The organism is Peribacillus sp. FSL K6-5616, from assembly GCF_038008245.1.
In the GTDB taxonomy this organism is placed as follows: domain Bacteria; phylum Bacillota; class Bacilli; order Bacillales; family DSM-1321; genus Peribacillus; species Peribacillus frigoritolerans.
The window spans coordinates 4,791,594-4,807,745 of sequence record NZ_JBBOYT010000001.1 but is presented as its reverse complement, the minus strand read 5'-3'; the positions used below and the strand labels follow the sequence as shown (position 1 = coordinate 4,807,745).

Below are 16,152 nucleotides of genomic sequence, written 5' to 3'. Positions count from 1 at the left end.
AAAAAACATGGTTAATTAGAAATGTGAAGAAATTCAGCATGCAAAATCCCCCATTTCCCTAATATTTTGCTAAACTATAGGTATATCATTCTAACTATTCTTTAGGAGGAAATCATGAAGAAACTAGCTTTATTTTCCAGCTTATTGTTGATGAGCGTATTGTTCCTGGCCGCTTGCTCGGATGAGCCAAGTCCGGAAGAGCGCTTTGCGGCATACACAAAGCTTTGGAATAAACAAGATTTTGCGAAGATGTACGAGTATCTGTCACCTGAGACAAGGAAAGAAATCAGTGCGGATGAATTTGAGAAGCGTTATGAAAAAATCTATACGGGCATTGAAGCCGACCAATTAAAGGTGGACTATAAACAGCCAAAAGAAGAAAAAGATCATAAAGATGGAGAAAAGGTAAGCCTTGCATATACCGTTGATATGTCCACTATGGCGGGCGCTGTCAGCTCTGAACATAAAGCGACACTTGTCAAGGAAGGGGAAGGCGAGGAAGAAAATTGGTACATCAAGTGGGATGAGAGCTACATATTCCCTCAATTGGAAGCTGGTGAGAAGGTATCGGTTGAAACGTATCCAGCCATTCGCGGGGAAATTGTCGATCGAAATGAACGCGGCCTCGCCATGAATGGAACGGTGGCAGAAGTGGGAATCGTGCCAGAGAAAATGGCCAACGAATCCGAAACGGTTAAAAAGGTCGCTGGAATCCTCAACATGTCCACTGACGAAGTGAATCAGAAATTAAAACAAACATGGGTAAAGCCAAGCTATTTCGTGCCCATCAAGAAAATGTCAAATGATAATAGCGCAACTTTGGAAAAGCTATTGAGCATTGCCGGGGTATCTGTCAATAATACGGAAGAGCGCATATATCCGTATAAAGAGGCCACTGCCCATCTAATCGGATATGTCGGTGAGGCATCGGCCGAGGATCTGGAGAAATTGAAAGGAAAAGGATATACCGCAAGTGATGTTATTGGCAAGCGAGGTCTTGAGGAAGTGTTGGAAGCGCGGCTTAAAGGCAAACCTGGCGGTAAAATCTTCATTAAAACCGAAGATGGCGAAGAAAAGGTGATTGCTGAAAAGCCTGCTGAAGAGGGAGAAACAATTACATTGACCATCGACGCCGAGCTTCAAAAGGATATTTTCAAGCAATATAAGAACGAAGTTGGATCGGCATCGGCAATTGATCCGAAGACAGGCGAAACGCTTGCGCTAGTTTCAAGTCCGTCATTCGATCCTAATAAATATATTTTCGGAATAACGAAAGCAGAACAAAAAGCGCTTGAAGAAGACCCGAAAAAACCACTTCTGAACCGTTTCAGTTCGACGTATGCACCTGGTTCAACCATTAAGGCCCTCACTGCGTCGATCGCCTTGAAAAATGGTGTGGATCCGAAAGGGTCGATCAATATCCAAGGGAAAACGTGGGCCAAATCGACATGGAAAGATCATTCCATTACAAGGGTTTCGGACCCTGGTGTTCCGATCGATATGGAAAAGGCATTAATTTATTCAGATAACATTTACTTTGCCCAAAAAGCTCTCGGGCTTGGAAAGGAAAAATTCACGAATGGACTCAAGGCTTTCGGATTTGATGAGTCTTTGAATTATGATTATCCGATCAAAGCATCGAGCATCGGCAAGATCGACAGTGAGGGGAGATTGGCAGATGCTGGATATGGTCAAGCGCAAGTTCAAATGAGCACGCTCCACCTCGCCATGACCTATTCAGCCTTCTTGAATGAAGGAAACATTCCTGCACCTTTCTTAATAACAGGAGATAAAATAGAAAAGAAAATATGGAAAGAAAATGCGATATCTGCAGACCAGGCGAATCAGGTCACCAAGATGCTGACACAAGTAGTGGAGCATCCTAAGGGAAGCGGACATGGAATAGCTGATCTTGGCATCAAAATCGCTGCCAAAACGGGAACTGCTGAAATCAAGGCATCCAAAAACGCGGACGGAACAGAAAACGGCTGGTTTGTTGCCATGGACACAGAAGACCCGGAACTTCTCATGGCATGGATGACGGAAGATGTAAAAGGACGAGGCGGCAGCCATGTCGTTGTCGATCAAATGAAACCGGTGTTGAAGAAGTATTTGAAGTAAAGAAAAAAGTCACCCACCTTAAACTGGGCAAGCATTTAACATTAAAAAGCAGGACATTGGCTTCTTCCATGTCCTGCTTTATTTTGGTTGTGGATTCTAATTTGTGGCGGCAATGAAGCTGGATTTGAAGGAGAATGAGTCGTGCATACAGAATGTAAAAAGGGAGTTCAATAACTTGCTAGTATACTAGGGACGTCCTGAAATCATGATGTTTACAGAGTGACATCATACATGCCGTTATGTTACCACATGCCGATGGATTGAATAGGATTAATTCAAAAATCCTTGAAAGATGAATAGAATGGGAATGAGGATGAAAAGGAATGAAAAGATTAAAGTATTTGTTTATCGCTTTCTTTATCACATTTTTTGCATTTCCTTCTCATGAAGCGACGGCAGCAGAAGAAAATTCAACGATGGAAGTGAAACTGAAGAATTATTTGGGCAATAGAACCAGCGCCGAAATAACGGCAACTGGTGACTACCGTACATCAGGGGGAGAGATATTCATAAAGGCGGGGGAAAATCTAACTTTGAAAGTGGAGTCGGCTAAACTTGCCGTATACAAAGGATCTAAGAAAAAGGGATCTTATGCTTCTTTTAAGGTAATACCAGTTAAACCTGATTCTTCATTATCCATAAACGGCCGTCCGTATCAAGGCTCATTTTCATTTAAAGCGGAGGACGGTTACATCCGGCCGATCAATACTGTTTATATGGAAGATTATCTAAAGGGCGTCGTCCCGCTGGAGATGCCTGCACTATGGCATGCCGAAGCCTTAAAAGCACAGGCGATTGCCGCCCGGACCTATGCACTTCGCCATCAATCCACAATAATTGATGATACGGTTTCTTACCAAGTATATGGCGGGGCTGCCGGTCACTATCGAACTAATTCAGCCATTGAGCAGACGAAGGGCATGGTAATCAAGCATGATGGCGAAATAATCGAAGCGTTCTTTTCCTCAAGCAATGGAGGGATGACCGAATCGAATTCAAATGTTTGGTCAAGTGGCAACCCCCTTGCATATTTATCTATAAAAGAAGATTTCTATGATCCGAAAACCAGTTGGGAGATAACGCTGGACAAGCAGCAAATCGACCTTTCAAAAATGGACTTATCTAAACCGGAAGAATGGTGGACAAGTGTAGAGGAAAAAGATAAAACGGTTGTGCCGAAGCTTAAGGCTTGGCTGAAGAATAATGGATATGCGCAGAAAGATATTAAAATAACGGAGATTCCCTTGTTAACATTTTCAGATGAGAAAACGGGAGGCCGTGTAACGAAAGGCTCCATCCAATTGAATTTCTATGTAAGGGATCTCGTTGATGACGGGGGAAAGCTTTTGCCGCAAACGGTTAAGCTTACTAATGTATCAGCTTCCAAAATCAGGGGCATGGTGGGGCAAGAGGTGATGAAAAGCTATCTGGTTGACCATTCATCCTCCGATCACCCCAAAATTTCTATTAAAGGATCAGGATATGGGCATGGTGTCGGGCTAAGTCAGTTTGGGGCGAAAAACAGAGCGGAAGCAGGACACTCCTATCTAGATATTTTGGGATTTTATTATCCTGACACAACTATAGAAAGGGAATATGGACCAGGCGCTGGATTTAAAACGGATCTTGTCGCTAAGGCAGAACCGAATCCAGTAAGCATGGAAGCGCAAACGGATCATGTCAATGATGAGGTTGGAATCACATACTCCCTAAAAGAAGATACTGTGGTAACACTTACGATTAAAGATGGTAAAGGGAAATCTATAGCTACCCCAGTCCGTGACCAAACAATGAAAAAGGGTACCCATTCAGCAATCTGGAACACAACAGCGGTGAGTAACGGTACATATGAAGCAGAAATATCAGCAATGGACCGCAACGGGAATGAAGGTTTGGCAACAATGCCGATTAAGATCAGTAAAGATACGTCGGCACCGAAAATCACCGAAGTCAAAACATCGGGTGACTATAGTACCGAGCAAGCGAACATAACATATATAATTAATGAAAACGCCAATGTAACAGTGGAAATTAAGAACAGTAAAGGGAAGGTTGTCGGTATCCTTTCTGAAAGGCCGTTCAGTAAAGGCAGGCAATCCGCAACATGGGATTTCAAAAATATGTCCAGCGGCATATTTACGGTGACAATCTCAGCTAAGGATAAGAGTGACAATCAGAAAACCATTTCTACGAAAATCTCGATAAGGAAGACGACGGGAATAGTGACAGCAAGCGAATTATATATTAAAGAAAATAGAAATGCATCTTCTGAAACGGTTGGGAATCTATACAGGGACCAATCTGTAACGATCCTGGCTCAACAAGATGAGTGGTACAAAGTGAAAAAGGGAAGCCAAATTGGGTATGTATTAAAAAAACATATAAAAAAATGAATGAGCAGGACGTCAATAATGACGTCCTTTTTTGCTCTATTTTATTATGGCATCAAGACTCTTCATCAAATTCACGAGTAAATGCTGCAAATTCACGAGTAAAAGGCGAAAACTCACGAGTATACGCACTAAATTCACGAGTAATGTATGGATTCACGAGTAAATACTGCAAACTCGCGAGTAAAATGGATTAATTCACGAGTAAAAGTCGGAAACTCACGAGTATACGCACCAAATTCACGAGTAAAGCACGGATTCACGAGTAAATGCTGCAAACTCGCGAGTAAAATGCATTAATTCACGAGTAAAAGGCGGATTCGCGAGTAAATGCACCAAATTCACGAGTAAAAGGCGTAAACTCACGAGTATACGCACTAAATTCACGAGTAAATGCTGCAAACTCGCGAGTAAAATGCAATAATTCACGAATAAAAGGCGGAAACTCACGAGTAAATGCTGCAAATTCACGAGTAAAAGGCGAAAACTCACGAGTAAATGCACTAAACTCAAGAGTAAAGGATGGATTCACGAGAGTAAATGCCTCAAACTAGCGAGTAATGCCCCAAACTTCGTCATAACTTGAGTTATCTGACCTCAATAAAAATGACATTCGATTCGATGTAATGCAGTTAATGAGTAATCTTAAAAGAGGAATGAATGCATTCATTCCTCTTTTGTTTTATGCTGACCGGGTGTGAACGGAACGCCGGCGGCTTTTGTGATGATTTTTGAGATATCGGTATTTTCAATGACTCCATCAAAGGCTTCACTGCCTGGACCGGAGGCGAAAACGGGAATCATATTGGCTGTGTGTCCTCCTGTGGAACTGGCCGCCCGTATGCTTCGATCAGCTACGCCCGCCTTATGGTGCCTGGCGATGGTGCTACCGATTTCCCAATCGATTTGATGCTTTGGATAGACAAGCGTTTTATTCTTTTTTACGTTATCGATGAATTGATCGACTTCTTGATCCGTAAGGGATATATGTGCATACTTCTTGAATGTGGAAACGACACTTTCTGGATTGATTTCATTATTTTTATCGAATGTAAGCTGTTTGGACATATATTCAGATGAAACCCTGATTTTTTTCAATGCCGTGATATCCATTGTTTCAGAAGCGGAGGTCCCCATTGTTTCGTGGTCTGCAAGTACAACGATCAACGTATCATTTCGATTTTTTGACCAATCTACAACCTCTTTTACGGTTTGGTCAAATTCGATGGTTTCTTTCCATATTCCAGTGATGTCGGCTGCATGCTCCATATGGTCAATACGCGCACCTTCGGCCATCAAGAAGAATCCCTTATCACCCCGGGATAAAATATCCAATGCTTTGGATGTCATTTCGGGGAGGGATGGCTCTTGGGAATGTAATACTTCTTTATCCAGTTTAAAATTCATATAGGTAGGGTGAAATAATCCTAAAAGTTTTGCCGGATTATTAATGGAACTAAGTTCTTCTTTAGTCGTCGTAATCCCATAGCCAGCTTGTTTAAATTTGGCGATTAAATCCTCGCCATTCTGCTTATCCGCCTCGAAATAGCTGGCACCACCGCCAAGAGTGACGTCAATCCTGTTATCAAAGAGCTGCCTCGCGATATTTGCGCCACCTGTCCAGCGGTTAGGCACACTTGCACCAAAGGCAGCGGGTGTGGCATCGACAACCATATTGGTTGAGATGATCCCGACTTTTTTGCCATTGTTCTGAAAGGCATCCAATACACTATCCACCTCGGAACCATTGGCATCGACACCGATTGATTCATTGTTGGTTTTTATACCAGTGGCAATCGCCGACCCTCCTGCCGCCGAGTCAGTGACGTAATTATTGGCGGAATAGGTGCGCATCAGGGCGACATGCTCCAGTTTTTCCATATGTAGTACACCTGTCTTTCCATATTCCAATTGCCGGGCAATTTCTATTGCTCCTAGCCCCATGCCGTCGCCAATCAGCAATATGACATTCTTGGGGGTGTTTCTAGTTTCTGCTTGAACAGGGGAGCTCATGCTAATAAAGAAAATTATAAGAACGAATAATCCAAAGCGATGCGGCTGTACGAGTTTATATCTGGATGTCTTATTCATCTGAAATCCTCCATTGGGTGAAAGTCTTCCTATTATTTGTTTAAATCGATAAAAAAACCCCTCCCTGATATTAAGGATGAGCTAATCTTTTTAGCATGGTTAGCGGCATCGAGTCGGTTTTTGTATAATTTGTCTTTCAAAAAAATAAAGAATTTCTATATAATTACAATATGAAGGCGATAATTTATAAACAGTAAATACATAACTGATATAATTTCACTAAAAGTCAATTGAATTAATAGGAGAGAAAACCCTATGCTATCCAGTATGAAAAAGTTCTTCAAAGAAGGTTCTAAAGACTTGAAGAGAATTTATAAGTTGGTAGAAGAAGTGAATCGGCTAGAGGGTAAATATGAAAAATACTCAGATCTGGAATTAAGCGGAATGAAGAATAGATTTAAAAGCATTTTGGATGCTGGTGATAATATTTTGGATATACAAGCCGAAGCATTTGCGGTCGTGAGGGAGGCTTCCAAGCGAGTATTGAATCTTAGGCACCATGATGTTCAGCTTGCAGGCGGTTTTGTCCTGAGTGAAGGGGGCATTGCCCAAATGAATACGGGCGAGGGGAAGACGCTTGTCTCTACATTGCCTAGTTATTTACATGCACTGTTCGGTAACGGTGTCCATATTATTACGGCCAATGAATATTTGGCCAAACGTGATAAAGAGTTAATGGGACAAATTCATGAATTTCTAGGTTTGACGGTCGGTTTGAACATTTCCCAAATGGGACCTTCCTCGAAGCGTGAAGCATATGCGGCAGATATCACGTATGGGACGGCAACAGAGTTCGGTTTTGATTATTTGCGTGATAATCTGGTTTTTCGAAGGGAAGACAAGGTTCAAAGAGGACACCGATTTGCCATTGTCGATGAGGTTGACAGCATCTTGATTGATGAAGCGAGGACACCATTAATCATTGCGGGCAGGGCAAACGACGGAACCGAGCTTCACCAGATCACGTCGCAAATCATGAAGACATTTATAGAAAAGGATGATTACGAGATTTCCATCGAGTCAAGGTCCGCCTTCTTCACGGATCAAGGTGCTTCCAAGATTGAAGAGGCCTTTGGCATCGACAATCTGTATGGAATGGAGCATCAAGAGTTATTACATAATGTTACACAGGCGCTGAAAGCGCAGGCAATCATGAAATTGGATGTGGACTACATTGTCTTCGATGGAAAGATTGCAATCATCGATAAATTCACAGGCAGGGTGATGGAAGGGCGAAGCTTCAGTGACGGGCTACATCAAGCCATTGAGGCAAAGGAGGGATTGGAGATTTCCGAAGAGAATGAAACACAGGCTATGATTTCCGTCCAAAATTATTTTCGATTATATCATTCAATGTCTGGGATGACAGGGAGTGCCATGCCATCAAAGTCTGAATTCCAGGAAATATATCAGCTCCCCGTCATTGAAATTCCAACTAATGAGCCTATTATTCGAGTGGATGAGATTGATTTGCTTTATAAAGATGAAACAAGCAAAATCAACAAAATCGTCACGGAAGTAAAAAGGATCCATGATGGAGGCAGACCTATCCTGATCGGGACGACCTCCATTGAGCAATCTGATAAAATTTCGGTTCAACTGGATAATCGAAAAATTAAACATCAAATCCTTAATGCGAAGACGGAAGAGGATGAAGCGGAGATCATTGCGAAGGCCGGGCAAAAAAAACAAGTGATGCTGGCTACGAACATGGCTGGGAGAGGAACGGATATATTACTTGGGAATGATGTCAAGGAATTGGGCGGCCTTCATATTATCGGGACGGAGCGACACGAAAGCCGTCGGATCGATATGCAGTTAAGAGGACGTTCCGGGCGGCAGGGTGATCCTGGTTCAACACAATTCATCATTTCTTTGGAAGATGATTTGTTTAATTACTATGATGAAGAAGAAATGGGACGTTATATCAAGAAAATCAAAACGGATGAAAATGGGTTGGTGCTGGGCCCTGCACCCGATAAATTCGTTAAAATGGTTCAGGAAACGGTAGAGCAGATGCATCAATCAAGCCGATATCACTTATTGAAGTTGGAACATGCATTAAATGAGCAGAGTAAAATCATCTATGCAATGAGAGATCGGATTCTTGATATGGAGCCTGAACGGATGTCGGCCATTTTACTTGACTACATCGTAAAATACATTACTCGGCTCACAGTGAAATATGACTGTGAACATATAGCGGAGCCTGACTCCTCTGCCTTAATTGAAGAGCTAACCTTTGTTTTGCTGTCGTTAGGTTGGCAGGAAAGTGATTTGAAGGATATAGAAGGCCAAATTGGAGGAAGGGTGTTGGAGGCTTTAGCTGAATGGGAATCGAGACTGGTGATCTTTCAAGACGATGCAGAATGGGGAAACCAGTTGCGCGCTTTCATGCTACAGCACATCGATACAAATTGGATGAACCATTTAGATGAAATGAACAGTTTGAAGGAAGGCATTGGTTTAAGTGAATATGGTCAGCAGGACCCATATGCGTTGTTTGAAAAAGCAGCTCTCAGTCAATTCAACCTTCTATTAAGTAAAATTGAGGCGGAGATAAGCATCCGTTTTATGGAATATATGAAAAGCAATCAGCAAGATGCAGCTTCTTTGGAGGGGGAGGAACGATGAGTTTATTTGGAAAAAGGGATAATGCAGCTTCAGATGTACCTAAGTTAGCAAATCATGATGACACCGTTCATACTGTCCTGATGTTTCACAGGGGGTGGGATATTTCCAAGCAAGAGGAATATGTATATAAATTCCACCATCAAAGGCTGCCTGCATTAAAACCGAACCAAATTTCAATATCCGGCATCAAGCTGACTAGGGTGGAAGATGATGTCATCATAGAGGCTTTTCTGCGAAGTTCAATAGAGAAAGCTGTCAGTTTTGATATCGTGGATTTACTGTTAGTTGATGGAGATGGAAAATTCCTCGCAAAAAAGACATTCGATCTTGCAGAGCTTGGTGAGCTTCCAGCACTTTCATGCATGCCATGGCGTTTCTTGTTCGAGGAAGGGGATATGTTGGCGGAATCGATTCCTGATGAAGGTTGGAAGATTGCTTTTGAATGGAAGAGAAAGTAGAAAAACAACTGCATGAGTCTAGCGGCAATCGGCAGCTTTTTGCCGGAGTGCCAAAGCAAAGCCCTCATCCTTTTAGTGATGAAGGTTTTTTGTTTATAAGGGAAGTCAGTAGCACCAAATATTTATGCCATTTTCTGTGTGCAATTTCTCATAAATGGCAACGCTAAGTAATATTTATAAGTAATCTTCCGCAATCTAGCCTAACCAAGGCTTGGAAATATTGAAGAGGAAAGTGGCAGGAGCATGAAGAATAACTGTAATCAACGCTTGAAGGAGAGGCTATTTGAGTTATTGTCATTCTTAATCGTGGCCATACTTTTCATTTATACGAATGATAGGATGGGTAACGATCTTTCTATTGGGATCATTACGATAATCATCGGTGTTGCCGGTTTTATTGTTTATCTGAAGGAATGGATATCGAATCGAATCATAAAGGGCATCATTTTTTCAGTTTTCCTTCTTTCAATCATGGTCTTTTTCCTTGGGGACATCTGGTTTTATCGTTATTATTCGACACCTATAACATCCTATATGTGGATGCAAAAAAGCAATCTGAATGGGCTAGGTGAAAGTATATTCAGTATGATGGAAATCAAGGATGCAATCTTTCTTCTGGCAGGCATTCCAATTGCTGAATCTTTTGTGAAGAAAAAATACCCCCTCAAGCATATGGCACTTGTGCCGGCCGTAATATTCCTGATGATAGCAGGATTAAAACCGGTCAAGAATATCTTTATCGACAAAGTCGATATAACCCGTCGTTATGAGGCAAATACCTTTTTGCGAAACTGGGGTCCTATCGGTCATCACGCATTGGATGCGTATGCCTATTTTAATGACTCGGGAAGGGATGAAATGTCTTCGGAAGAAAAGAAGGCCGTTTCTGATTACTTCAATAAAAAGAAAAGAAAGGAAAATGCCCATTCAGGATCCTTGGAGGGGAAGAATCTCATTATCATCCAGGTGGAATCTTTACAGGCGTTTCCGCTCTTTCAAACCAGTGCCGGGCAGGAGGTCACGCCATTCATGAATGAACTGGCGAAAGGGGGATTGTATTTCCCGCATGTATATCCGCAGACGGTATTTGGAAATTCATCTGATGGAGAGCTTATCGTGAATACCGGACTATTTCCTTTAAAGCAAGGTGCGACCTTTTTTCGGTTCCCTTATAATGATTTTCCTGGTCTTGCCAAGGAATTAAAGAAGTCGGATTATCAAAGTTTTGCTTTCCACGGAGATGAAGAAGACTTTTGGAATAGGCAGCATGCATATCCCTCGCTAGGTTTTGATGACTATCTTTCCATAGAGGATATGAAGCAGGATGAGATGATTTCGATGGGCTTGGGAGACCGCAGTTTCTTTAATCAAAGCTATGATTTCTTAAAAGATAAACAAAACCCCTATTACGCTTTTTTCGTTACTTTGACCAGCCATGTACCTTTTTCGCTGCCGAAGGAACAGATAACAATAAAGCCTGAAGTTGGAAAAGAAAATAGTTACCTGACTAAATATTTCGAAGCCATTCATTATACAGATTCAGCTATCGGGGATTTCGTTAAGAAGTTGAAGGATGACGGGAAATTGAAAGACAGCGTAATTGTCATTTACGGAGATCATGATGGGCTATTCTTAAAAGATAAACACGAGGTTGAAGCGTATTACGGTAGTAAAATTAGCGATGAAGAGTGGATCGAAAAATATATGCCCATTCCCGTGATCATTTATCAGGAGGATATGGAAGGAAGAACGATAGATAAGGTGGCGGGCCAAATCGATATTCTGCCCACTCTATATGATCTGTTCAATATAAAGAGTTCTTCATACTTTGGAGAGAGCATGCTGGATGGGGAAGAGGGTGATGCCTTGATATTAAAAGGGGATTATGGTTCTCAAATGAAAATAAATGGGGAAGGCAAGGTCGAAGGATTTTCACCAAAAGATCAAAAGGAGATTGATCTGAGTGATCAGGTGATACGTTCCGATTACTTTAAAAAAATTGAGAAAGAAGTAAAAAAAGAGGATGACCGATAAAAGTCATCCTCCTTCCATTATAATCCCAAATGTGCTTTAACACGATTTTGGGCTGCAAGCTTTGTATCTTCTGGAACGATGTTGTACCAAACGCCATCTACCCGTTGATTGTCACCTTCAAGTGTATATTGTTCAATATTTTTGAGGGATGATTTGTAGTTATTTTGAATGCTCAACATTTGATTGAAACTTAAATTGGTTTCCACATTTTTACCTAAAGCTTCGAATATATCGTCATAATTGGTAAGTGTTGATAGGCTTGCCCCTTTTTTCATGACAGCTTGGATAACTTGGCGTTGCCGCATTTGCCGTCCATAATCCCCGCGGGGATCTTCTTTACGGATTCGGGAATAGATCAAGGCCTCTTTACCATTTAAGTCGATTGTACCTTTGTTGAAGGTATATCCTTTATAGGCAAGGTCCATATCATTATCGACTTTGACACCACCAACGGCATTCACAATATCCTGAAAGCCTTCCATATTCATTTTGACGTAATAGTCAATCGGGATATCCAAATAGGATTCCACTGTATTTATCGACATGGCCACTCCGCCATATGCATAGGCATGGTTCATTTTATCATTTATACCTTTACCGACGATCTCTGTACGCGTATCTCTCGGTAAACTCAATAACTCAATCGACTCTTTTTTAGGATTAACGGTCATGACAATCATCGTATCTGATCGACCTGAGTCATTTTTTCTTTCATCCACACCAAGAATCAGTAATGAAAATGGATCTTGGCTTTTGAACTTGATGTCCTCTACACGTTTATCCGTTTTATGGGCTGTGCCCTGCATAGTGCTGATCGCACCGGCTAATGATTGATATACTGAAGCGCCATAAACACCTGCGCCAATGATAAGGATAAGAAGGGTGAAGCCGATTATTTTAAACGTTTTGCGTTTCTTTTTCTTTTTTTTATGTTCGGATCTCATTTAATATTCCTCCCTTAACCATCCCACAAAATGGAAGGTGTGAAAAAGTACCTAGTCGGTATTTTTAACTATACCTTTTTTTTGTCAAAATTAGAATAGTTTCTTTTTGTAGGTAGAGTGCATATTTACCTTTTTTCATTCAAAAAAACGAAGGATTCTGAATTCCTTCGTTTGCACAGCATTCAATTGTTTTCCCAAATTGTATAGAAGAGTTAAAGAAGTTATGATTCTTTCCATAAATTTGCCAGACTTTAAGAGAAAGTCTGGCAAGTAAATCTTATAAACTTCTATAACCCATGATTTTACTTTTGAAATAAGAGTTTGAAGTGGTACTGATCGTTACTCCCTTACTTGATGAGGCATGAATGAATTCCCCGCCGCCCAAGTAAATTCCCATATGGCTTATGACTGATTTATTGGAACCCGTTGCAAAGAAGATAAGATCGCCGCTTTTCGGTGAAGTAACTTTTTTGCCCATATCATAATAGGTGGATGATGAAAGCCTTGGAACATCATACCCAGCCTTCTTGAACGTATAGTAGATGAATCCGCTGCAATCGAATCCTGATGGGGAGGAACCCGCCCACGAATAAGGTGTGCCGATCAATTTCTTTGCTTCGGAAACGAGCTTGGCCACTTTGTTTCCTGAACTTGGGGCTTCCACTTTTCCACCATCGTTTTTATCTGCAGGGGCAGTGCTTGCCGATTTACTTAATTTCAGTTTTTGCCCCACTCTGATTAAATCGGACTTTAACGAGTTGATTGATTTAAGCTGGGCTACAGTCAAGTTTGTTTTTCTGGAAATATTGGAAAGAGTATCACCTTTTACCACAATGTATGTAGACGAATTGGCTGGGGTCTGTGTACCACTGGATGGTTTGGAGCTGCCGGGTAAATCAATGGTAGTGGTGGTGGTTGATTTGGATACGATAAGTTTGGCGCCTGCATAAATTCTATCGGATTTTAAGTTATTCATTTTCATCAATTCAGCAAGTGTAAGGTTATGCTTGTTTGCTATCCTGGTTAAGGTATCACCTGAAACAATGGTATATGTGGTTTTCTTTGTTGTTTTCATGGAAACTGAAGAAGCATTTGATGTTGTTTTGGAGATGGGTGTAATTAATTTTTGATTGATTCTCAAGAAGTCTGATTTTAAGTTATTAAGCTGTTTTAAGTCTTTTACCGTCGTATTATGCTTCTGGGCAATTTTACTTAGGTTATCACCGCTTTTGACTGTATATGTACCGGCAAGGGCAGGAGAAACAAAAGTCGAAGATAAAATGGCTAATGTCGAAAATGCGACAACACTTTTTTTCACGGTTTTCCACCTCAAATATGTCTTTTTCCCTATTCTAACAAAATAAATGGGTTTAAACATATTACATTTTTGTTACAAGGGGAAAATAGTAGTATTTTACTGGTTTATATTGGTGGCGATTGAGTATTGTAATCTACAATATTTTCTATATTGTGAGTCTTTTTTCACATTTTGGAGTTTCGCCTTTCTCTTTGTCATTTGCTGTAAAAATGCACCTTTTTTTGGGATATGCATTCCCGCTCAGTGTTTATGGAAAAATAGAAAACCCACTTCGTTTTACGAAGTGGGTGGTTTTATTTAAAAAGGAAATCAACTAAATTCCTGCTTGATTTTCCCGTGGAGTATTCATTCCATTTTTGGTTAAAGGAAGCGATCTTCATTAATGAATGATCGGCGGTACGGATTTTCCTCAAGAGCTCTTCTGTGGTGGATACCACGGGTCCGGGCATGGAAGAAGAGTAATCCTCCCAGAATCCCCGTTCCTGCACATACTTTTCTAAGTCATATGCAAAGAATATCATGGGTCTTCCCAAAAAAGAGAATTCAAATGGAATCGATGAGTAATCGGTTATTAAAAGATCCGTACTGATCAGCAGTTGATTAACGTGAAAGTCACTATTGACAGGGAAAATGAATCCCGGGAATTTATCTTGTAAATCATGCTCTGCTTTTACAGCTGGATGCAGCTTTAGTAATAACGCATAATTTTCGCCCTTAAGTTCCTTGTAGAGCAATTCCAAATCAAGAGCAATCTTTCCGTTGTTCAAGCCGTCATTACGAAATGTAGGGGCATATAACATGATTTTCTTATGCTCAAGTTCTGGGTACTTGGCCAGCAAAGCATTACGGGCAGTCCTTTTTGATTCATCATTAAAAAAGAAATCGGTCCGAGGTATCCCGGTCCTTAGGATATGGGATGCCGGCAGTTGGAAACTTTCTTGATAAATCTCGGCCATTCTCTCTGAACCTGCCGTAACATAATCGAATTTATCATATACCTCAAAAAATCTTTTCCTTGCACCGGCTGAACGGTTTTTAATGGAAGGGTCTTTTGCTCCGAATTGCTTTACGGCACCGGCCGCATGCCACACTTGCACGCATGTCACTTGCTTTTTGAATGAAATGGCTGAAAGAAAGCCAAAATAATTATCGATGATAATCCATTTTGAAGTAGCCAGATGATAAATCGATCGGATCATGGCACTGATATTTTTTGATTCAAACGGAAGGACGATGGTTTCCCCATCGTCCTTAACTTGTATAGAGCTGCTTGATTTCATTAAAAATACTTTTTGAACGGAAATGTCCTGCTTGTCCATTTCATCTGCGATATATTGGCAATTGTCCCCGAATGATGTGACAAAGGTCGTTTTGTCATATAAAGGGAAAAGTTTAAAGATAGAGAATAAAACTTTGAAACAAAAAAGATAAACCCCTATCGCGAATTCTTTAGCCATTAGTAACTTGTAGAAGGTCATCTTTAATTTGGGAAGTAGAAATGCCGATTGTCCTTGGAAGGTAGACCACTTCACAAACTTCGGATAATTCATCGAATTGGCCTTTCCAGTCATCACCCATTACAAAGATATCCACACCTTCACGAACGATGTCTTCCTTCTTTTGTTCCCAATTGTCTTCAGGTATGACTTCATCCACATAACGAATTGATTCCAGGATCATTTTTCGGTTTTCAAAGCTGTGATAAGCTTTTTTATCTTTTAAAGCATTGAATTCATCCGTAGAAATGGCAACGATCAGATAATCCCCTAAATCTTTAGCACGTTTTAATAGATTGATATGACCCCAATGAAGCAAATCAAAGGTTCCGTAAGTGATTACTTTTTTCATTTTTATTCCTCCTTTAAGACTCTTGAACTGTTATTCAATCAAATTAATATATATTTGGTCTATTAGAATATGAAATGGAACAATAAAACAGGCAACCAGCATTTTAATTCTGCTAGTTGTATTCCTATATATTTAGGCAATGGCATTCTCTAACTAATTATAACTTAATAGCTTTACAAATAAACCACAATTTTTTTACAAATAAACCACAATTTTTTACATTGATGATTCTTGTAAATATTAATTTTTAAGTTAAAATTAAATGTTGACTAATTTGTATGGCACTAAAGGGCATAATAAAGTGTCTATAATTA

The 16,152-nt window shown here is 40.6% G+C and carries 12 protein-coding genes; 6 read left to right on the top strand and 6 right to left on the bottom strand.

The window, feature by feature from the left end; all coding sequences use genetic code 11:
* Positions 1-114: 114 nt before the first annotated feature.
* Positions 115-2,121, top strand: coding sequence for a penicillin-binding transpeptidase domain-containing protein (locus MHB45_RS23345; protein ID WP_048681470.1), 2,007 nt, complete (start codon positions 115-117; stop codon positions 2,119-2,121).
* Between the two features lie 323 nt (positions 2,122-2,444).
* Entirely contained in the window at positions 2,445-4,514 is a 2,070-nt protein-coding gene (locus MHB45_RS23340; protein WP_323066471.1) for a SpoIID/LytB domain-containing protein, read from the top strand.
* A 298-nt stretch (positions 4,515-4,812) separates the two neighbouring features.
* Here the strand turns inward: MHB45_RS23340 and MHB45_RS23335 are convergent, their stop codons facing one another.
* Positions 4,813-5,043, bottom strand: a complete 231-nt coding sequence (locus MHB45_RS23335) for a hypothetical protein (RefSeq protein WP_142398480.1) — start codon at positions 5,041-5,043, stop codon at positions 4,813-4,815.
* Between the two features lie 134 nt (positions 5,044-5,177).
* Positions 5,178-6,602, bottom strand: a complete 1,425-nt coding sequence (locus MHB45_RS23330; protein ID WP_081088486.1) for an alkaline phosphatase — start codon at positions 6,600-6,602, stop codon at positions 5,178-5,180.
* Between the two features lie 255 nt (positions 6,603-6,857).
* On the opposite strand from MHB45_RS23330, the gene secA reads away from it, so the two are divergent.
* The 4 genes from secA (at position 6,858) to MHB45_RS23310 (ending at position 11,728) form a co-directional block, all read left to right on the top strand.
* Positions 6,858-9,236, top strand: coding sequence for a preprotein translocase subunit SecA (gene secA, locus MHB45_RS23325; protein WP_323066472.1), 2,379 nt, complete (start codon positions 6,858-6,860; stop codon positions 9,234-9,236).
* Positions 9,233-9,694, top strand: a complete 462-nt coding sequence (locus MHB45_RS23320) for an SLAP domain-containing protein (protein ID WP_048687877.1) — start codon at positions 9,233-9,235, stop codon at positions 9,692-9,694. The genes secA and MHB45_RS23320 overlap by 4 nt, the downstream gene beginning before the upstream one ends.
* Positions 9,679-9,861 (top strand): hypothetical protein, encoded by a 183-nt coding sequence (locus MHB45_RS23315; RefSeq protein ID WP_142398479.1) that lies wholly within the window; start codon positions 9,679-9,681, stop codon positions 9,859-9,861. Before MHB45_RS23320 ends, MHB45_RS23315 begins: the two co-directional genes overlap by 16 nt.
* Before the next feature lie 76 nt (positions 9,862-9,937).
* Positions 9,938-11,728 carry an LTA synthase family protein gene (locus tag MHB45_RS23310; protein ID WP_072272245.1) on the top strand — a complete coding sequence of 597 codons (1,791 nt, stop codon included), beginning with the start codon at positions 9,938-9,940 and terminating at the stop codon, positions 11,726-11,728.
* Positions 11,729-11,745: 17 nt separating this feature from the next.
* Here MHB45_RS23310 and MHB45_RS23305 read toward each other — a convergent pair whose 3' ends face one another.
* The 4 genes from MHB45_RS23305 to tagD all read right to left on the bottom strand — a co-directional run bounded on the left by MHB45_RS23305 (position 11,746) and on the right by tagD (position 15,838).
* Positions 11,746-12,672 (bottom strand): LCP family glycopolymer transferase, encoded by a 927-nt coding sequence (locus MHB45_RS23305; protein ID WP_048687829.1) that lies wholly within the window; start codon positions 12,670-12,672, stop codon positions 11,746-11,748.
* Between the two features lie 277 nt (positions 12,673-12,949).
* On the bottom strand, positions 12,950-13,990 hold the full coding sequence (locus MHB45_RS23300; RefSeq protein ID WP_340908115.1) for a C40 family peptidase: 1,041 nt from the start codon (positions 13,988-13,990) through the stop codon (positions 12,950-12,952).
* A gap of 293 nt (positions 13,991-14,283) precedes the next feature.
* Positions 14,284-15,447, bottom strand: coding sequence for a CDP-glycerol glycerophosphotransferase family protein (locus MHB45_RS23295; RefSeq protein WP_048687833.1), 1,164 nt, complete (start codon positions 15,445-15,447; stop codon positions 14,284-14,286).
* Positions 15,440-15,838: a glycerol-3-phosphate cytidylyltransferase gene (gene tagD, locus MHB45_RS23290; RefSeq protein WP_034315711.1), complete on the bottom strand. Its 399-nt coding sequence runs from the start codon at positions 15,836-15,838 to the stop codon at positions 15,440-15,442. The genes MHB45_RS23295 and tagD overlap by 8 nt, the downstream gene beginning before the upstream one ends.
* Between the last annotated feature and the right edge of the window lie 314 nt (positions 15,839-16,152).